The sequence below is a fragment of the Mycobacterium sp. 1274756.6 genome (assembly GCF_001668625.1).
GTDB lineage: Bacteria > Actinomycetota > Actinomycetes > Mycobacteriales > Mycobacteriaceae > Mycobacterium.
Genome location: NZ_LZLJ01000079.1, coordinates 1 through 19,068, shown reverse-complemented (window position 1 = coordinate 19,068; position 19,068 = coordinate 1). Strand labels below are relative to the sequence as shown.

Here is a 19,068-nt window from a genome sequence, read left to right as displayed (position 1 = left end):
CACGGCCCAGCGTGACGTTAGTTTCACGTTCGAGCGCGAACGTGAACCCACCTTCACGTTCGCGCTCGGGGGCGGCCGGGTCACCGCAACATCGGCGCTCGGGGCCGGCGCGCGCCCGCGCGTCGGGCGGTGTCCCCAGCCGAAGCTCAGGTTCGCGAATTCCCTGCCCGCGGCGGCACGCACAAGCTAAAGTGCCGTCATCACATAGCGCGAATGACAAGTCAGTCAGATAAGTCCAGTTCGGTACGACAGGGAAGAAAGCCGCCGATGACAGCTGCTCCGCCCGCACGGCGCACCGACTCGGCCATCGCCGGCGCCCCCGCGGGGAGCACCCGTTGACCGCCACCGGCGAGCCGCTGCACGCCGGCAACCGGTCGGCCCTCGGCGAGATCCTCACCTGGTTCCGCCGCTACCTGCAAAACCATCCGTTCATGGCGCTGCACACCCTCGGCGGTCAGATGGTGATGGGCGTGCGCGCCGTCCAGTACCTGGTCATCGACCTGGTGACCCGGCGGTTCAAGGTCGGCGAGTTCATCGAGCAGGCCGCGTTCATGGCCGGCACCGCCTTCGCCCCCACCGTCCTGGTCACCATCCCGATCGGGGTCACCCTGTCCATCCAGTTCTCCCTGCTGGCCGGTCAGGTCGGGGCCACCTCGCTGTCCGGGGCGGCCACCGGGCTGGTGGTGATCCGCCAGGGCGCCCCGCTGGTCGCCTCCCTGCTGCTGGCCACCGCGGTCGGCTCGGCGGTGTGCGCGGACCTGGGGTCGCGAACCATGCGTGAGGAGATCTCCGCCATGGAGGTCATGGGTGTCTCCCCGCTGCGGCGCATGGTCGTTCCGCGACTGGCCGCGCTGATCCTCATCGGAGTGCTGCTGACCGGGGTCACCAGCTTCGTCGGCTACATCGCCGGGTACCTGTTCAACGTCTACCTGCAAGACGCCACGCCCGGCTCGTTCATCGCCACCTTCGCCTCCTTCGCCACCGTCGGTGACCTCACCCTGGCGTTGGTCAAGGCGGTCGTGTTCGCCGTCATCGTGGCGACCATCGCCTGCCACAAGGGGCTGAACACCTCCGGCGGGCCCGCCGGGGTGGCCAACTCGGTCAACGCCGCCGTCGTCGAGTCGGTGCTGTTGCTGATGATCGTCAACGTCGTGATGAGCCAGCTCTACGTGCTGGTGTTCCCGAGGCAGACGCTGTGACCGCCGCGACCCCGAGCACCTACCAGCTGCCCGGCTACCGCTGGCTCAAACTCGCCGCCGCCGCCCTCGGCCGCTCGATTGGCAAGACCGGCCACATGGTGTATTTCTTCGGCCAGGTGCTCGCCTCGCTGCCGGTGATGCTGCGCTACTACCGCCGGGAACTGCAGCGGCTGCTCTCCGACATCTCCTGGGGCAACGGCTCGATCGTCGTCGGCGGCGGCACCGTCAACGTCGCCGCGGTGCTGGGCATCACCGCCGGCGCGCTGGTGGCCGTCGAAGGCTACAACGCGCTCAACCTGCTCGGTCTGGGCCCGGCGACCGGGCTGATCTCCTCCTTCGCCACCACCCGTGAGCTGGCCCCGATCATGATCGCGATGGCGTTCATCGCCCAGGCCGGCTGCCGGTTCACCGCGCAGCTGGGCGCGATGCGGATCAACGAGGAGATCGACGCCATGGACGCCCTGGCGATCAACCCGGTGCCCTACCTGGTGGCGACCCGGGTGATCGCCTCGGTCATCGCGGTCATCCCGTTGTTTCTGACCTCGCTGGCGCTGGCATATCTGGCCTGTCAGGCGGTCAGCATGACCGCCGGCCAGTCCACCGGCTCCTACCTGCACTACTTCTCGCTGTTCATCAACAGCCGCGACGTCTTCTACGCGACGATCAAAGCGGTGGTGTTCGTCTTCATCTCCTCGACCATCCAGTGCTACTACGGCTTTTTCGCCAGCGGCGGCCCGGCCGGTGTCGGGGTGGCCGCCGGCCGGGCGATGCGCTCGAGCGTCACCGTGGTGATCATCGTCAACATGCTGCTGACGATGGCGCTGTGGGGCGTCGAGTCCGGCGCGAGGTTCGGTGGCTAGCCGTGCCCAACCCGTTCGACTTCAACCCGCGCAGCCCGTCGCTGCCGCGGCTGATCGCGCTGGGCACCTGCTTCGTGCTGGTCGCTGTCGCGGCGTCGGCGGCGATGGTCGCCAAATCCAAAGGCAGCTTCGACAACCTGGTGCGCGTCACCGTCGAACTGGTCAACATCGGCGACGGCCTGCCGGCCCGCTCGGATGTGAAGTTCCGCAGCGTGCTGGTCGGCTCGGTCTCCGGGGTCACCCCGTCGCGCCACGGCGGACCGAACCTGGTGCACGTCAACCTCAAACCCGAATACGCCGAGCGCATCCCCAACACCGTGACGGCCCGGGTGATCCCGACCAACGTGTTCGCGGTCTCGGCGGTGCAACTGGTCGACAACGGCCCCGCTGACGGCTCGCTGCACAGCGGCTCATTGGTGCCCGAGGACACCACGCTGCCCACCGTCTTGTTCCAGAACGTGTTGGCCAAACTGCGCGAGTTGTTGGCCGCGGTGGGCCGCAAACCCGACAGCCAGACCATCGGCGTCATGGCAGCACTGGGCGAGGCCACCAAGGGGCGCGGCGACGAGATCACCGACACCGGCCACAATCTCATCGAAGTCCTCAGCCGGCTCAACACCGTGGTCGGCACCGACGCCGCCACGCCGTCGACGATCTCGGCGCTGCACGACGCCGCCGACGGTTTGCGCGACTCCGCCCCGGAACTGTTCGATGCGCTGGACAACTCGATCAAGCCGATGCGCACGTTCGCCGAGAAGCGCAGCCAGCTCACCGATTTCCTCGGCGGCGGGCTCAACACCACCGACACGGTGGGCCGCGCACTGGACAACCAGGTCGACCGCATGATCACCGTCACCACGCAGTTCAGCCCGCCGCTGGGGGTGATCGCCGACCACGCCGACCAGTTCCACGGGGTGTCCACCCGGCTTCAGGTGTTGGCCAACAAGTTCCACGACGAGGCCTGGGATCCGCAGACCAACCTGTTGACCCTCAAGGCCGTCGTCGCGCTCACCCCCAGCCGCACCTACGTGCGCGCGGACTGCCCACGCTACGGCGAGCTGGTAGGCCCCAGTTGCTACACCGCGCCGGAGACCCCCACCGCGCCCGACCTGTATCCCGCGCTGGACTCGGTGGACGCCTCGGTGCCGCCCTACGTCACCGAGAACCGGCCCAACCTCACCCCGCCGCGCCACTCGATGCCCGGGGACCCGCAGGGCCCGCCGGCCCCGCCGGTGCTGCCGGGGATGGTGCCGCCGCTGCCGCCCGGCTCCGCCCAACTGCCCGGCCCACCGCCACCGGGACCGCCGCCGCCCGGCCCGCCGGCGGCCGCACCGGCCTCCACCGACCTGCCCCCGTCGGACGCCATCCCGTACTCAGCGGTGGTCGGCGGCAACGTCGGCCCGGTCGGCAGCCGCCAGGAGGCCGCCCAACTCGCCCGCATCGTGGGCGGCTCCCCCACCGCGGCCACCCAACTGCTGTTGGGTCCGGTCGCCCGCGGCATGACCGTACACCTCATGGCCGACGCCGGAGGTGAGCGATGAAACGCCACCGCAAGGCCGTGATCGGGCTGTCCCTATTCACGGTCATGTCGCTGGCGATGACCTGGATGGTCTACGCCACCCTGGAGCGCGAGGTGGCCGGCCCCACCCACACCTATACGGCGACGTTCAGCGACATCCTGGGCATGGCGCCCGGCGACGACGTCCGCGTCGCGGGGGTGCGGGTCGGCCGGGTGGACAAGATCGAACTGGAGGGCACCGACGCCCGCGTCACCTTCCGCGTCCAAGCCGACCAGACCCTCTACACCGACACGATCGCCTCGGTGACCTACCAGAACGTCATCGGCCAGCGCTATCTCGGACTGTCCCAGGACCCCGACGCCACCGGGCCCCGCTCGGCGCTGCCCGACCACGGCCACATCCCCATCGAACGCACGGTGCCGTCGTTCGACATCTCCTACATGCTCAACGGTTTCGAGCCGCTGTTCACCCAGCTCGACCCCGAGCAGGTCGACAACCTCACCACCGCGTTGATCCAGGCGTTTCAGGGCGACGAGACCTCGGTGCTGGTGTTGACGACACAGGCCTCGATGCTGGCCGAGACCCTCGCCGGGCCCGACCAGGTGCTCGGCGACCTGATCGGCAACCTCAACGACCTGATGGCCAGCCTGTCGGCGCAGAACGACAACCTGCAGAACATGATCGGCCAGACCCGCTCGGTGATGTCCGAGCTGGCGGCCCGCCGCGACCAGCTGGTCGCCTCGGTCGGCTCCACCAACTCCACCGTCGGGCGGCTGGCCACGATCGTCGACACCATCACCCCCGACGTGCAGGAGTTCATCGGGCGGCAACCCGGCTTCCTCGACTACGGCCTGCACGACGGACGGGAACGGTTCGCCTACCTGGCCGCCAACCTGCCGCTGCTGCTCAAGGGCTTCGCCCGCATCACCCAGGAGGGCGCCTACATCAACGGCTATCCCTGCAACGTCGACTTCGCCTTCTGGCAAGGCCTGTTCTACTGGTTCCGCGCCTTCGTCGCCGCCGCCACCCCCGGCGACACCGTCCAAGGCCTCCACACCCCGATCTGCAGGTGATAGCGATGGTTACCCGGTCCGGCCGGTTCGCGCGGCCCTTGGAGTCCTACAACAAGATCTGGCTGGGCGTCATCGGTCTGGTGCTGATCGGGGCGATGCTGGCCGCGGTCGTGCTGTTCGGCAACCTCAACCTCGGCAAGACCCGCTACCACGCCGAGTTCGCCCAAGCCGCCCAGATCAGCAAGGGCAACCAGGTCACCGTCGCCGGGATCCAGGTCGGCACCGTCGACGGCGTGCGGTTGGCCGGCGATCACGTCGTGGTGTCGTTCACCGTCGGCAACGGCGTGCACGTCGGCGAAACCAGCCGCGCGGCAATCAAACTCACCACCATCCTCGGCGCCCGCTATCTGGAGCTGCGGCCCTCGGGCACCGCCGAACTCAGCGACCGCACCATTCCGCTGGCCAACACCGAGGTCCCCTACGACCTGCAGAAGACCCTGGCCGGGGCGACCAGCACCTTCGAGCCGCTCGACGCCGAGCGGGTGGTGGAATCGGTCAAGACGATGAACCGCAGCCTGCAGGGCCTGCCCGAAGCCCTGCCCGAAGCCCTGGCCAACCTCGAATCCCTGTCGGGCATCATGGCCGGCCGCCGCGACCAGCTCGGCACCCTGCTCACCAACGCCGACGCGCTGACCACGATGCTGCGCAACCAGAAAGCCGACCTCGGCGCGTTGGTGCTGCAGGGCCGCGATCTGCTGCGCGAGATCACCACCCGCCGTGAAGCGGTGCACCGGTTGTTCGCCAGCGCCACCACGCTGGTCGAGCGCGCGCAGACCATCCTGGGTGACGAACCCGAGATCCGGCAGCTGATCACCAACCTCGCCGAGTTCACCACGATGATGACCGATCACGACGCGCTGCTGCGCAACATCCTGCAGGTCGCCCCGGTGACGGTGCGAAACCTGGCCAACATGACCGGCACCGGCAACGCCCTGGAGCTCAACGCGCCGGCCGGCCCGTTCATCGACGCGTGGATGTGCGCGATCAGCGGCCGGGCCCGGCAGTTCAACCTCGTCGAGTACTTCAAGGACTGCGGATGAGCGGCCGGCTGCGGATCGCTCTGGCCGTCGCGACGATCGTGGTCGCGACGGTGGCCGTCACTGCGGCAGCGGTGCTCCCCCGGCTGCTCAACCGACACATCACCGTCACCGCCCACTTCGAGGACGTCGTCGGACTCTATGAGGGCAACGGGGTTTCGGTGCTGGGCATGCAGGTCGGCAAGGTGACCCGCATCCACAACGAAGGCGGCCACGTCGCGGTGACCCTGTCGATCGACCGCGACGTCGCGATCCCCGCCGACGCCCAGGCGGTCACCGTGTCCAGCTCGATCCTCACCGACCGCCACGTCGAGCTCACCCCGCCCTACCGCGGCGGGGCGACCCTCAAAGACGGCGACGTCCTGGGCCTCGGCCGCACCCGCACCCCGGTCGAGTTCGGCCGCACCCTGTCGATGGTCGACAAACTGGGCAAAGCATTACACGGCGACGACAACGGCCAGGGCCCGCTGGGCGATCTGGTCAGCCTCGGCTCGGCGATCACCGCCGACAACTCCGCGGCCATCAAAACCACCCTGGACAAGCTCTCCCAGGCGCTGCGGGTCGGCGACGACAAGGGCGCCCGCAGCAAGGAGAGCATCCAGGCGATCATCACCAGCGTCGCCGACCTCACCCAGGCCGCGGCCGACAACGACGCCGAGATCCGCGAGTTCAGCTCGAATCTGCGTCAGCTCAGCGACATCCTCGCCGCCGAGGACCTCGGCTCGGGCACCACCGGCGCCAAGCTCAACCAGATCCTCGACCAGGCGACCCGGCTGCTCGACGACCACCGGGAGGAACTGACCACCACCTTCGCCCAGACCCACGCCATCACCACCACCCTCACCGACAACCAGCGCGAGCTCGCCGAACTGCTCGACGTGGCGCCGCTGACCGTCGACAACATCTACCGCATCATCGACCCGGTCGCCGGCAGCCTGCGCGCCCACGCCCTGGTCGACAAGATCGTCTTCAACGGCCAGTTCGCCAAGGAGATGTGCAACCTGATGGGGCTGAAACAACTCGGCTGCGCCACCGGAACGCTCCAGGACTACGGACCGGACTTCGGGCTGACCCAGATGCTCGACCTGATGGCCAACGGGATCAGTGGTACGCCATGAGGGGCAGACCGTCGATGCGCACCATCAAACGCGGGACCCGCGCGGTGCTGGCGACCGCGCTCACCGCGCTGCTGGCCGGCTGCGCCACCGGGCTCGACGCGCTGCCGTTGCCCGCGCCGGAAGCGGGCTCGGACAACTACGAGCTGACCGCGATCTTCTCCAACGCGCTGAACCTGCCGGCCAAGGCGAAAGTCAAACTCTACGGCGCCGACATCGGCGAGGTCGGCGCGATCCGCGCCCAGGACTTCAACGCCAAGGTGAGCCTGCGGATCCGATCCGATGTGCCGCTGTACACCGGCGCCACCGCGGAGCTGCGGTCCGCGACCCTGCTCGGCGACGTCTTCGTCCAGATCAGGCCCGACCCCGAGCAGGCGCCCGACGCCGCGCAACTGCACGACGGTGACGTCATCCCGCTGCAGGACACCGCCGCCGCCCCCACCGTCGAGGAGCTGCTCAACTCGATGGCCATGCTGGTCAACGGCGGCACCGTCGGCTACCTGGTCAAGACGACCAACGGGGCCGGGCGGGCGCTGGGCGGACGCGGCGCCAAGATGGAAACCCTGCTCGCGGAGACCCGGGAGCTGTTGTCGCGCCTGACCGCCCGCTCCGATCAGCTCGACGGGGCGCTGCGGCGCACCTCCGAGCTGGCGGCGGTCATGGCCGCACGCCGGGACACCCTCGACGCCGCGCTCACCGACGCCGCCCCGGCGATGGCGGTCATCGCCGACAACACCACCCGGATCGCCGATCTGGCCGACCGGGTCGGGCACATCAGCGACCAGCTTGCCCGCTTCCCCTCGATTCAGGGCACCGACACCCGCGGCATGGTGGCCGACCTCAACACGCTGGCCGGGGTGTTCAACGACATCACCGTCGATCCCGAGCTGTCGCTGTACTCCTTCAACCGGCTGCTCGGCATCCTGATCAAGTCCACCAACGCCACCGCCGGACACTCGAACATGGTTGCCGCCAAGCTGTCGCTGACCCCGTGGCCGGACAAGAACTACCCCGGCGACCCGGGCTTCCACTGGTCCGACGGCACCGACTGGCATCAGATGATCGGCAGCCTGCGCTACGAGTGGAACGTGTTGCTCAACAAGATCTACGGACCGAACCGATGAGCGCCACACCGCACCTAGCCGAGCGGGGCGCTCGTCTCGTCGTCGACACGATCCTGTTCGTGGTGCGCCGCCGGCTGCTGGTCTCGGCCGCCGGGCTGGTCCTGCTGCTGGTGGTGACCTTCTCCTACATCGCGGTCGGCGCGTTGGGGATCAACCCGATCGCCTCGACGATGTCGGTACGGATCCAGCTGGCCGAATCCGGTGGGCTGCTGGCCAACCAGGACGTCACCGTGCGCGGCATTCCGGTCGGGCGCATCACCGCGATCAACCTCACCGACGACGGGGTGGAGGCCGTCGCCGCGATCGACGCCGCCACCCGCATCCCGCGGTCGAGTCCGGTGCGGGTGTCGGGTTTGTCCGCGGCCGGTGAGCAGTACCTGGACTTCCGGCCGGCCGACGGCGCGGGCCCGTTCCTGACCGACGGATCGGTGATCGACAAGGCCCAGACCTCGGTCACCGTGTCGCTGCCACAGATCATCGATGACAGCCGCGGGGCGCTGGCCCAACTGGACACCGACCAGCTCAACACCCTCTTCGCCGAACTGCGGGTCAGCCGCGACGGCGCGGACAAACTGGCCGCGATCTTCGACGGGGCCGCCTTCCTGGCCTCCACCCTGGACGGCGTGCTGCCGCAGACCGTCAGCATGCTGCGCACCACCCGTACCGTGTTGAACACCGCCGCCGAACTCAACGACGGGCTGGTGCGCACGTCGCTGAACCTGCAGGGCATCCTCGACGGGGTCGGGGCGATGGACGCCGGCTTCCGCCAACTGGTGGACCGCGGCAGCGGTCAGCTGGAGCTCATCGACGCCTTCATCGCCGACAACCGGGAGAACGTGGTGCAACTGCTGGGCAACCTCACCAGCGTCTCCCAGCTGCTGTACCTGCGGACCCCGGCGCTGGCCGACCTGTGGCGCCCGGATCGCGACTCGATGGTCGACCGGGTGTCCAGCATCATCCACGACAACGGGATCTGGGCGGTCGCCGACATCTATCCGCGCTACAGCTGCGACTACGGACTGCCGCGGCGCCCACCGAGCCAGCCGGACTTTCCCGAGCCCTACCTCTACACCTACTGCGATGACCACGATCCGTCGGTGCTGATCCGCGGTGCCCGCAATGCGCCCCGACCGGCCGGCGACGACACCGCGGGCCCGCCCCCGGACTACGATCCGCACGCGACCACCGACCCGACCCCGAACTACCCGCCGTACACGATTCCCACCCCCTACGCCGGCCCGGAGATGCCGGTCTGGGTGCCGAACTGATCCACCGGAGGCCCCATGTCCAAGCGCTCCGCCACCCAGGATGTCTTCGACCAACTCGTCGACGACACCGAGCCCGAGTCCCCACCGGCCGACGCCGACGCCGACAGCACCGCCGAAACCGCGGCCACCACACCGGATCCCGCTCCGCCGCCCGCGGCGGGAACCGGCCGGCGCTGGCTGCAGGCCGTGGTCGCGGTGGTGCTCGTCGGCGCACTGGCGGCCGCCGGATACCTGGGTTGGCGGTACAAGCAACTGCACGACATCGACACCGCCGCGCAGCAGGCCGTCGCCGCCGCGCGGGACTACGCCGAGGTGCTGACCACCCTGGACGCCAAGGACATCGACGCGCACTACAACGAGGCCCTCGACGGGGCCACCGGGCGGTTCAAGGACGAGTACAGCCAGGGCGCGTCGCAGCTGCGCCAGATCCTGATCGACAACGACGCCGCCGGCACCGGGGTGGTGCTGGACGCGGCGGTGAAATCGGCGTCCACGTCGCAGGTGGAGGTGCTGCTGTTCGTCGATCAGTCGATCACCAACGCGGTCAACCCCAGCCCGCGCATCGACCGTAACCGGATCCAGATGACCATGAAACTCGTCGACGGCCGCTGGCTGGCAAGCAATGTCGACCTCATCTGAGGGCGCGGCCATCGCGGTGGCCGACGCCACCGGTGCCGACACCGGGCCGGACGCCGACACCGCGGGCGGGGTTCGGACACAGTGGCGGCATTGGTTGCTGCGCGGCGGCGCCGCGGTGCTGGCGCTAGCCCTGCTGGCCGGTGCGGCGTGGGCCGGCCGGCTGCTGGTGACCGAGCATCGCCGCGACTCGGCTGCCACCGAGGCTCTCGGCGTGGCACGCGATTTCGCGGTCACCCTCACCACCGCCGATCCCGGCACGGTCGATGACAAGGTGCGCGCGGTCATCGACGGGTCGACCGGGGAGTTCCGGGACCGCTACACCAAATCGAGCGCACAGCTGCGCAAACTGCTCATCGACAACGAGGTGGCCACCCGCGGCACCGTCGTGGACGGCGCCGTCAAATCCGCCGAGCCCACCCGGGTCGAGGTGCTGCTGGTGGTCAAGCAGACGGTGAGCAACTCCGCGGTGCCCGAAGAGGGCACCGACCTGGTTCCGGTGGCCATGACGATGGAGGAGGTCGACGGGCGTTGGCTGGCAAGCGAAGTCGTCGTGTTCGGAGAGGACCGGTGAGGGGCGCGCGGGCGGCGCTGGCCGGCGCCGCGCTGACCGCCGCCGCGCTGGTGGCCGCGCCGGCGGCGACCGCGGCCGCCGAACAGCTCTGCGCCGACCTGGGCGCCGCCTGGGACGGCGCCCGCTGCTCGACGGTGGTCACCTCCCAGCGCAACGCCACCCGGCTGATCTGGTTCGACCTGCCGAGCGCGCTGCTGGACGACCCGACCGCAGGACCGCCGTTGAGCAACTACTACCACCGGCTGATGGACGGTTGGCGGAAGTCCGCGGCGGATACCCCGCGGGAAAGCAGCGCCTTCGCCACCTACCGGGTCTACCACGGGCCTGCCGGGGTGCAGTCGGTGATCGTCCATGAGACCTTCGAGCCGTTCGGCATGCAGGCCAACAACGCCTTCCGGGCGTTCGTGTTCGACATGGCCGCGGGCCGGCGGCTGATGCTGGCCGACCTGTTCAAGCCGGGCGTGGACCCGATGGTGGCGCTGCCGCCGGCGACCGTGCCGTTCCTGGCGCCGGCGCTGGACGCCGCCGCCCCGCCGCACGCCCCGGGCACCTACCCGTTCACCGTGGAAGAGTTCACGCCGAGCCCGCGTGGGCCCGGCTACACCGGGGAGTACCGCTCGTTCGCGCTCGACGGCGACCAGCTGCTGCTGTTTTTGCCCGACGCGCCGATGCTGCGCGAGGACCCCAGCCCGCAGGACCGGCTGGTCTGGTCGATGGACGGCGGCACCGTTCAGGTGCGGGTGCCGCTGTCGGCGCTGGCCGATTCGCTGCGCCCCGAATACGGCGGGGTCTGACCCGCCCGGGTCAGTGCAGGTGCCCGACCAGCTCGCCGTCGGCGCTGAACAACTGCTCCTGCCACCGCCGCACCAGCGCGTCGGTGTCCACGTCGTCGGGGTGGAAGCCCGGCCGCAGGTACACCCGCAGTTTGGCCAGCATCCCTTTGGCCAGCGGCCCGGTGTACAGCTCGCGGAACTGGCGGGCCACCGTGATCGGGCGCCACGCCGTCCGGTCGGTGGCCATCGAGGCGAGCACTTCCATGGTCACCATCGGCACGGTGATGGCGTAGATGACCGCCATCACCGCGATGCGGATCCACTCCGGCCCGCCGACCGCGCGGTAGACGTCGAAGGCCACCGACTTGTGCTCCAGCTCTTCCACCGCGTGCCAGTTCAGCAGGTGCCACACCTCCGGGTCGCCGGCGATGGCCTGCACCTGCTCGCTGGCGAGCACCCGCTCGGCCAGCGTGGCGGTGTAGTGCTCGGCCGCGGCGGTCGCGGCGAGGTGGACATATCCGGGCAGGGCCCGCTCGATGCGTTCCACGGCCCGCTGCCTGCGGCTGTCCTTGGCGAAGGTGTAGACCTTCACGTACCGGTAGCCCATCGCGATGAGCTTCTCGTTGAGGCGGCGGTGCTCCTGACCGTGTACCGACTCCTGGCCGATGAACCCGGCCACCCGCTTCTTCAACTCCGGGTCGGTCACCTTGTCGGCAAACCGGCGCACCGAACGGATGAAGGACTCCTCCCCCGGCGGGAAGGCACCGGACAGCACCGCGACCAGATGGCTGAGCACGATGTCGCCCTCGACGAAGTGGCGGTTCATCGGGGTGGACTCGCCGAACCGGAACCGCATCCGCCGCACCGGCGGGTACGAGACCGACTTGGCGTCGGCGGATCCGGTGACGGGGTTGGCCATGATGACCGTCCTCTCGAGTCGGCTCCGGCGGCGACCCGATGCCGCGACCGGGGCGCCCTGATCGGTACCGCTGCGTACCACTACCTCTTATTGTGACTGATGTGTCAATCTTCGTCCAGGTGGTGGCCAACGACCCAGCGAAACCGTCGGAGCGGCCGCAGGCGGACGTTCAGCCCTGAAATCGACCTCGAAACGGCCGCTCGGGCTGTTTATTGCGTCCATACGCCGGCCTGGACGTCGATTTCAGGGGCGAGAGCTACCCTTCGAGCTTGTAGCCCAGCCCGCGCACCGTCAGCAGGTGCACCGGGTTGGCCGGGTCCGGCTCGATCTTGGAGCGCAGCCGCTTGACGTGCACGTCGAGGGTCTTGGTGTCCCCGACGTAGTCCGCCCCCCACACCCGGTCGATGAGCTGGCCGCGGGTGAGCACCCGGCCGCTGTTGCGCATCAGGTATTCCAGCAGGTCGAATTCCTTGAGCGGCAACGTGATCGGCTCACCGTTGACGGTGACGGTGTGCCGTTCCACGTCCATGCGCACACCACCGGATTCCAGGACGCCGTCGTCGACGGTGTCGTCGTCGCCGCCGCGGCGCAGCACCGCTCGGATCCGGGCGATGAGTTCGCGGGAGGAGTACGGCTTGGTGACGTAGTCGTCGGCGCCGAGTTCCAGCCCGACCACCTTGTCGATCTCGCTGTCGCGGGCGGTCACCATGATCACCGGGACGGTGGAGCGGGCGCGCAACTGCTTGCACACCTCGGTTCCGCTCATCCCCGGCAGCATCAGGTCCAACAGGACGATGTCGGCGCCGACCCGGTCGAACTCGGCCAGCGCGGACGGGCCGTCGTTGACCACGGTGGCCTCGAACCCCTCCTTGCGCAGCAGGAACGCCAGCGGGTCGGCCAGCGACTCCTCATCCTCCACGATCAGCACGCGGCTCATCGATGTCACTCTTCCTCTCGTTGCGAGCTGTCTGTCTGATTATCGGTCGGCGCCGCGCCCCGGTCACGGTAGGCGGGGATCTCCAGGGTGAACGTCGAGCCGGTGCCGGGTTGGCTCCACAGCCGGATGTTGCCGTTGTGGTTGGCGGCCACATGCTTGACGATCGCCAACCCCAGCCCCGTCCCGCCGGTGGAGCGGGACCGCGCCTTGTCGGCGCGGAAGAACCGCTCGAAGACCCGCGCCTGGTCCTTGCGGGAGATGCCGATGCCGCGGTCGGTGACCAGGATCTCGATGGTGTCGCCGCGACGACGGCGGCTGATCGAGACCGGTGATCCGTGCGGCGAGTAGGCGATCGCGTTGGACACCAGGTTGGCCACCGCGGTGACCAGCAGGGTTTCATCGCCCAACATCTGCAGCCCGCTGGGCGGGTCGGTGCTGAGCTGGATGTCGGCGTTGTCGGCGGCCACCTTGTGCCTCGAGATGGCCTCCGAGACCACCCGGTCCACGTCGACGGCGGCCAGGTCGGGCAGCGGGTCGGCGCCCTGCAGCCGGGACAGTTCGATCAGCTCCCCGACCATGCTGGCCAGCCGGTTGGCTTCCAGCAGCACCCGCTCGCCGAACCGGCGCACGGTGTCGGGGTCGTCGGCGGAGGCCAGCAGCGCCTCGGCCAGCAGGCTCATCGCCCCGACCGGGGTCTTGAGCTCGTGGCTGACGTTGGCCACGAAGTCGCGGCGGCTGGCTTCCATGCGGGCCTGCTCGGACTGGTCGTCGACGAAGACCACCGCGAAACGGCTGTCCTCCTCGCTGAGCAGCCGGGCGTAGCCGCGCACCGACAGCCGGGTGCGTCCGGCCCGCTCGGCCTTGTCCGCCGACAGGTCGAATTCGACGTCGGCGCCGGTGGCCAGCGTCTTCTGCGCCGCCTGCCAGGCCCGGTCGTCGAGCAGCCGGTCGCGGACCAGCCCCAGGTCGCGGGCCCGGTCGTTGAGGTAGACCACGTCGCGGTGGGCGTCGACCACCGCAGTGCCCAGCGGCACCAGCGCCACGATGCGCTGCAACATCTGCGAGACGGTGATGCCGGCCTGCTCGGCGGCCGAGCGTTGGCGGCGTTCCACGATCCGCGGTCCCGCCGTCATCCCGATCGCGATACCGGCTGCCAGCATCAGCAGCGCCGTCACCGCGACCAGCAGGCAGACCAACATCACGGACACGACCGAATGGTAGCGATCCGGCGGCCCACCACGCTGCGGCGAGCGGCCGAAGACGAGCACGTCACACCCGCGGCGCCAGGTGTTCAACCGCCGTTCACGCGGCGTTCGCTCCCGGCCGCGGTGTGGCGGCGCGTCGCGGCTGCGCTATTTGGCGCCCTGGCTGGCGACGGCGGCCGCTCCGGCGGCCGCGGCGTCGGGGTCCAGGTACACCCCGCCGGGGGTGGTGGGTTTCAGATCGGCGTCCAGGTCGTAGCGCAGCGGGATCCCGGTCGGGATGTTGAGCCCGACGATCTCCTCATCGGAGATGTCGTCGAGGTATTTGACCAGGGCGCGCAGCGAGTTGCCGTGCGCGGCGATCAGCACCGTCTTGCCCACCCGCAGGTCCGGGATGATGACGTCGGTGTAGTAGGGCAGGAACCGGTCCACCACGTTGGCCAGGCATTCGCTGCGCGGCCCGCCGCCGATGTCGGCGTAGCGCACGTCGGTGTCCTGGCTGAACTCGCTGCCCGGCTCGATAGGCGGCGGCGGGGTGTCGTAGCTGCGCCGCCACGCCATGAACTGTTCCTCGCCGTAGCGTTCCTTGGTCGCCGCCTTGTCCAGGCCCTGCAGCGCCCCGTAGTGCCGCTCGTTCAGCCGCCAGCTGCGCCGCACCGGGATCCACAGCCGGTCGGCGGTCTCCAGCGCCAGCTGCGCGGAGATGATGGCCCGCCGCAGCAGCGAGGTGTAGAGGATGTCGGGCAGCAGGTCGTGTTCGACCAGCAGCTCCCCGGCGCGGGCCGCCTCCGCCCGGCCCTTGTCGGTGAGTTCGACGTCCACCCAGCCGGTGAACAGGTTGCGCGCGTTCCACTCACTCTCGCCGTGGCGCAGCAATACCAGCGTGCCCGAATCTCCCATGCCGGTCAGTCTCTCACGCCCGCCCGGACGGGGTGCCACCGTCGTCGTCTCCGGCCCGCTCGGGCGGGCCGTCCTCGTCGTCGATGAGGTGCTCGAAGGCGCGCAGGTTCTTCAGCGACTCCCCGCGCTCCACCCGCCAGGCCCACTCCTTCTCGATCGAGGACCGGAAGCCCAGCTCCAGCAGGGTGTTGAAGTCGAAGTCGACCGCCTCGAGGACCTGGCCGAGCACGCGGTCGATTTCGTCGGCGGTCACCGATTCCAGCGCCATCCGGCCCACCAGGTAGATGTCGCCGAGGTTGTCCAGGGTGTAGGCCACCCCGTAGAGCCGGCGGTTGCGTTTGAGCAGGAAGCGGTAGACGCCCTGATGGTTCTCGTCGGGTTTGCGGCAGACGAACGCCTCCACCCGCACCGAGTGCTCGCCGATGCTCAGGAACGTGTTGGTGGTGAGCTTGCGTTCGCCGGGCAGTTCGACGATCAGGCCGGGCAGCCCGCCGTGCGCTCCCGGGTGGTGGGAGTAGGTCAGCTCGGCGGCCTGCAGGGTGTCCTCGATGACCCGGCGCACCTGCTCGCTCATGACCGCACCCCCAGGCGGGCGGCGAAGCGGCGTCCGCGCCGCAGCGACGCCCGGTCGCGGGGGGCGCGGCGGCGCCGGTAGTCGGCGATCGCGCGCCGGTAGCTGGCCAGCAGGGTGTCCACGGTGTGCCCCCAGGAGAACAGCGCCGCGTGCTCGGCGGCGGCGGTGTGCAGTTGCGCGGCGTGCGGGCCGCGGCTGCGGGCCAGCAACTGGTCGAGCGCGTCGGCCCAGCGCGGCACGTCGTGGCCGTCGACCAGGGTGCCGCTGACCCCGTCGCGCACCGCGACCGGCAGCCCGCCGACCGCGGCGGCCGCCACCGGGGTGCCGCAGGCCTGCGCTTCCACGGCCACCAGCCCGAACGATTCGGAGTAGCTGGGGACGGCGACGACGTCGGCGGCGCGGAACAGTTCGGCCAGCTGGTCGCGGGACTGCGGCGGCAGGAACGTCACCCGGTCGGTGATGCCCAGCTCCGCGGCCAGGCCGGCCAGCCCGTTGGGGGTGGCCAGCGGGGTGCCCGACGGTCCGCCGGCGATCACCACCCGCACCCCGGGCAGTTTCGCCGCGGCGCGCAGCAGGATGTCGGGGGCCTTCAGCGGCTGGATGCGGCCGACGAACGCCACCACCGGCTCGCCGGGATCCAGGCCCAGCTGCGCGCGGGCGGCGGCGCGGTCGCCGGGGCGGAAGACCTCCAGGTCGACGCCGGGATGCACCACGTCGATGCGGCCCGGTTCGGCGCCGTAGCCGGCGACCAGCTGCTCGGCCTCGACGTCGGTGTTGACGATGAGCCGGTCGGCCTCGTCGACGACCTGCTGCTCACCGACGGCGCGCAGCGGCGGTTCGGGCACGTCGCCGTCGGCCAGCGCGGCATTCTTGACCGCGGCCAGGGTGTGGGCGGTGTGCACCAGCGGCACCGCCCAGCGGTCCCGGGCCAGCCAGCCGACCTGCCCGGACAGCCAGTAGTGCGAGTGCACGATGTCGTAGTAGCCGGGCTCGTGGGCGGCCTCGGCGCGCAGCACCCCGGCGGCGAACGCGCACAGCTGGGTGGGCAGGTCGTATTTGTTGAGCCCCTCGAACGGGCCGGCCACCACGTTGCGCACCAGCACCCCGGGCGCGACCGGCACCACCGGCGGATCCGCCGAGGAGGTGGCCCGGGTGAAGATCTCCACCTCCACCCCGCGGCGGGCCAGGTGCAGGGCGGTCTGCAGCACGTAGACGTTCATCCCGCCGGCGTCGCCGGTGCCGGGCTGGGCCAGCGGGGAGGTGTGCACCGCCAATACGGCGACCCGGCGGGGAGCTCTCACCGCGTCACCGGGTCCGGTCGTTTCGCCGCGCCACACCCTGCCATCTTTACAGTTCGGTCGGATCGGCTCCGACACCGCACGTCAGGCGGCTGTGCGGCGCAGCGCGGCCAGCGGATCCGCGTAGAGGCCGCTGAGCGAGACCACCCCGGCGCCGGCCTCCTGCACCCTGTTGCCGAACGCGGTGGTCCGGATCAGCCGCGGCGGCAGGATCGAGCGTTCGGCGAACGCCTGCTGCAGCCGGGCCATCCCCTCGGGGTACTCGCTGAACGCCTGCCCGCCGACCACCAGGTCGTCGGGGTTGAGCAGGTCGCGCAGCAGCGCGACCGCCTCCCCCAGCACCCGGGCCCGCTCGGCCAGCAGTCCGGCGGCGGCCGCGTCGCCGGCCCGCGCGGCGCGCAGCAGCGCGGTCAGCGGGGCGGTGCCGCCGGCGGGGACCAGGCGCAGTTTGCGGGCCGCGGCGACCACGGCCGCGTCGCTGACCGTGGTCTCCAGTTGCCCGGTGCCGCCGAGCAACTCCGAGGCGGCGGGCAGCCCGGCGATGGTGCCGGGGCCGGCGGCGGGGGTGTGGACCCGCCCGCCGATCGTCAGCGCGTAGCCCACCGTTTCGCGGGCGTAGACATACAGGCTGGTGGAGGACGACGACGCCGGCTGGCGGCGCCCCAGCAGCAGTTCGGCGCCGGCCATCGCGTCGACGTGGGAGGCCACCGAGACGGGCAATCCCAGGGCGTCGGCGAGGGCGGCGCCGACCGGGGCCTGCCGCCAGCCCAGCCGCGGGTGGTCGACCCGGCCGCTGGCGCCGTCGACGACGCCACCGATGGCCACCCCGGCCCACAGCGGGCGGCGCCGGCTCCACCGGCTCAGGTAGCGGCGGGCGCTGCCGGCCAGCGCGGCCAGCGCCGCGGTCTGGTCACCGCGCGGAGTGGCCGTCTCCACCGCGTCCAGGGTGCGACCGCGCAGGTCGGTGGCCACGATGCTGGTGGTGGCCGCACCGATGTGGATGCCCAGGGTGAGGAACGGCTGGTCGTTGACCTCGACGGGCACCCGGGGGCGCCCGATGGCGCCGCTGGCGGCCAGGTCGGCGCGCTCACGCAGCAGGCCCGCCGCGATCAACGCGCTGACCTGGCGGTTGACGGTGGCGGTGCTCAGCGCGCTGGCGGCGGTGATCTCGTCGCGGGCCAGTGGTCCGCGCCGGCGCACGATGCGGAACACCGTCGCCGCGGCGGCGTCGCTGACCTGCAGTGCGGGTGCCACGACCGAGTGGCGGCGGGTGAGCGTGCTGGTCATCGGGGAGTCCTTGGGTTCGAGGTCCGTCGGGGGCTTGGGCCGCGCAGGCCGCGCCGAGGGCTCGAGGAACCGGGATCAGGCGCGGCGGGATGCGCGGCGACAACACGCGCAGGCGGCGCGACACGCGCCCGCCGACAGCCACGGGGTACTCCAGATCACAGCGTGAATTTAGCGCGCCGGGCCGCGCGACCGCAACGCGGGCCGCCGCGGCGGGCGCCGCACCGGATTACAGTGAGGCCCGTGACTGGGGCAGACCGACGGGTGGCGGTGGTGACCGGCGCCAGCTCGGGCATCGGTGAGGCGACAGCGAGAACCCTTGCCGCGCAGGGTTTTCATGTGGTCGCGGTGGCGCGGCGCGCCGATCGGGTCGGCGCGTTGGCCGCCGAGATCGGCGGCACCGCGATGGCCGCCGACGTCACCGACCCGGCCGCGGTCGAGGCGCTGGCCGACCGGCTCGCGCGGGTCGACGTCCTGGTCAACAACGCCGGTGGCGCCAAGGGTCTGGCGCCGGTCGCCGACGCCGAGCTGGAGCACTGGCGGTGGATGTGGGAGACCAACGTGGTCGGCACGCTGCGGGTGACCCGCGCGCTGCTGCCCAAGCTCGTCGCATCCGGCGACGGCCTGATCGTCACCGTCACCTCGATCGCGGCGTTCGAGATCTACGACGGCGGCGCCGGCTACACCGCCGCCAAACACGCCCAGAGTGTGTTGCATCGCACGCTGCGCGGGGAGCTGCTGGGAAAACCGGTGCGGCTCACCGAGGTTGCGCCGG

Annotated in this window: 19 protein-coding genes; 12 read left to right on the top strand and 7 right to left on the bottom strand. The window is 70.5% G+C overall.

Going from position 1 to position 19,068, the window contains the following annotated elements; translation table 11 throughout:
• Positions 1-335: 335 nt before the first annotated feature.
• From A5643_RS12055 to A5643_RS12005, 11 genes are all read left to right on the top strand, one after another.
• Complete coding sequence (locus A5643_RS12055; RefSeq protein ID WP_066855524.1) at positions 336-1,199, top strand: MlaE family ABC transporter permease; 864 nt, start codon at positions 336-338, stop codon at positions 1,197-1,199.
• Positions 1,200-1,294: 95 nt separating this feature from the next.
• On the top strand, positions 1,295-2,059 hold the full coding sequence (locus A5643_RS12050; RefSeq protein ID WP_082948923.1) for an ABC transporter permease: 765 nt from the start codon (positions 1,295-1,297) through the stop codon (positions 2,057-2,059).
• 2 nt (positions 2,060-2,061) lie between these two features.
• The gene (locus A5643_RS12045; RefSeq protein ID WP_066855521.1) at positions 2,062-3,600 is read left to right on the top strand and encodes an MlaD family protein; all 1,539 of its coding nucleotides are present in this window, start codon (positions 2,062-2,064) and stop codon (positions 3,598-3,600) included.
• The gene (locus A5643_RS12040) at positions 3,597-4,652 is read left to right on the top strand and encodes an MlaD family protein (protein ID WP_066855518.1); all 1,056 of its coding nucleotides are present in this window, start codon (positions 3,597-3,599) and stop codon (positions 4,650-4,652) included. Before A5643_RS12045 ends, A5643_RS12040 begins: the two co-directional genes overlap by 4 nt.
• 5 nt (positions 4,653-4,657) lie before the next feature.
• The gene (locus A5643_RS12035) at positions 4,658-5,692 is read left to right on the top strand and encodes an MCE family protein (RefSeq protein WP_066855515.1); all 1,035 of its coding nucleotides are present in this window, start codon (positions 4,658-4,660) and stop codon (positions 5,690-5,692) included.
• A complete protein-coding gene (locus A5643_RS12030; RefSeq protein WP_066855512.1) occupies positions 5,689-6,807 on the top strand; it encodes an MCE family protein in 1,119 nt (372 codons plus the stop codon). The genes A5643_RS12035 and A5643_RS12030 overlap by 4 nt, the downstream gene beginning before the upstream one ends.
• A gap of 14 nt (positions 6,808-6,821) precedes the next feature.
• Positions 6,822-7,928: an MCE family protein gene (locus A5643_RS12025; protein ID WP_066855509.1), complete on the top strand. Its 1,107-nt coding sequence runs from the start codon at positions 6,822-6,824 to the stop codon at positions 7,926-7,928.
• Positions 7,925-9,196, top strand: coding sequence for an MlaD family protein (locus tag A5643_RS12020; protein ID WP_082948917.1), 1,272 nt, complete (start codon positions 7,925-7,927; stop codon positions 9,194-9,196). Before A5643_RS12025 ends, A5643_RS12020 begins: the two co-directional genes overlap by 4 nt.
• A gap of 15 nt (positions 9,197-9,211) precedes the next feature.
• A complete protein-coding gene (locus A5643_RS12015; RefSeq protein ID WP_066855506.1) occupies positions 9,212-9,835 on the top strand; it encodes an Rv1363c family protein in 624 nt (207 codons plus the stop codon).
• A complete protein-coding gene (locus tag A5643_RS12010; RefSeq protein ID WP_066855503.1) occupies positions 9,819-10,406 on the top strand; it encodes an Rv1363c family protein in 588 nt (195 codons plus the stop codon). Before A5643_RS12015 ends, A5643_RS12010 begins: the two co-directional genes overlap by 17 nt.
• A complete protein-coding gene (locus tag A5643_RS12005; RefSeq protein ID WP_066855500.1) occupies positions 10,403-11,200 on the top strand; it encodes a hypothetical protein in 798 nt (265 codons plus the stop codon). The genes A5643_RS12010 and A5643_RS12005 overlap by 4 nt, the downstream gene beginning before the upstream one ends.
• A 10-nt stretch (positions 11,201-11,210) precedes the next feature.
• On the opposite strand, the gene A5643_RS12000 is transcribed toward A5643_RS12005, so the two are convergent.
• The 7 genes from A5643_RS12000 to A5643_RS11970 form a co-directional block, all read right to left on the bottom strand.
• Positions 11,211-12,098, bottom strand: coding sequence for a metal-dependent hydrolase (locus A5643_RS12000; protein WP_066855497.1), 888 nt, complete (start codon positions 12,096-12,098; stop codon positions 11,211-11,213).
• 256 nt (positions 12,099-12,354) lie between these two features.
• Positions 12,355-13,035 carry a winged helix-turn-helix domain-containing protein gene (locus A5643_RS11995; protein WP_066855646.1) on the bottom strand — a complete coding sequence of 227 codons (681 nt, stop codon included), beginning with the start codon at positions 13,033-13,035 and terminating at the stop codon, positions 12,355-12,357.
• 5 nt (positions 13,036-13,040) lie between these two features.
• Positions 13,041-14,234 (bottom strand): ATP-binding protein, encoded by a 1,194-nt coding sequence (locus A5643_RS11990; RefSeq protein ID WP_156628781.1) that lies wholly within the window; start codon positions 14,232-14,234, stop codon positions 13,041-13,043.
• Between the two features lie 153 nt (positions 14,235-14,387).
• Positions 14,388-15,137 (bottom strand): phosphoglyceromutase, encoded by a 750-nt coding sequence (locus A5643_RS11985; RefSeq protein WP_066855494.1) that lies wholly within the window; start codon positions 15,135-15,137, stop codon positions 14,388-14,390.
• A gap of 13 nt (positions 15,138-15,150) precedes the next feature.
• Positions 15,151-15,711, bottom strand: coding sequence for a type III secretion system chaperone family protein (locus A5643_RS11980; protein WP_066855491.1), 561 nt, complete (start codon positions 15,709-15,711; stop codon positions 15,151-15,153).
• Positions 15,708-17,048 (bottom strand): D-inositol-3-phosphate glycosyltransferase, encoded by a 1,341-nt coding sequence (mshA, locus tag A5643_RS11975; protein WP_066855488.1) that lies wholly within the window; start codon positions 17,046-17,048, stop codon positions 15,708-15,710. Before mshA ends, A5643_RS11980 begins: the two co-directional genes overlap by 4 nt.
• Positions 17,049-17,093: 45 nt before the next feature.
• Positions 17,094-18,296 (bottom strand): ROK family transcriptional regulator, encoded by a 1,203-nt coding sequence (locus A5643_RS11970; RefSeq protein WP_066855482.1) that lies wholly within the window; start codon positions 18,294-18,296, stop codon positions 17,094-17,096.
• Between the two features lie 240 nt (positions 18,297-18,536).
• Between A5643_RS11970 and A5643_RS11965 the strand changes: the two genes are divergently transcribed.
• Positions 18,537-19,068, top strand: a 532-nt coding sequence (locus tag A5643_RS11965) for an SDR family oxidoreductase (RefSeq protein WP_066855643.1), incomplete at its 3' end; no start/stop codon positions are given.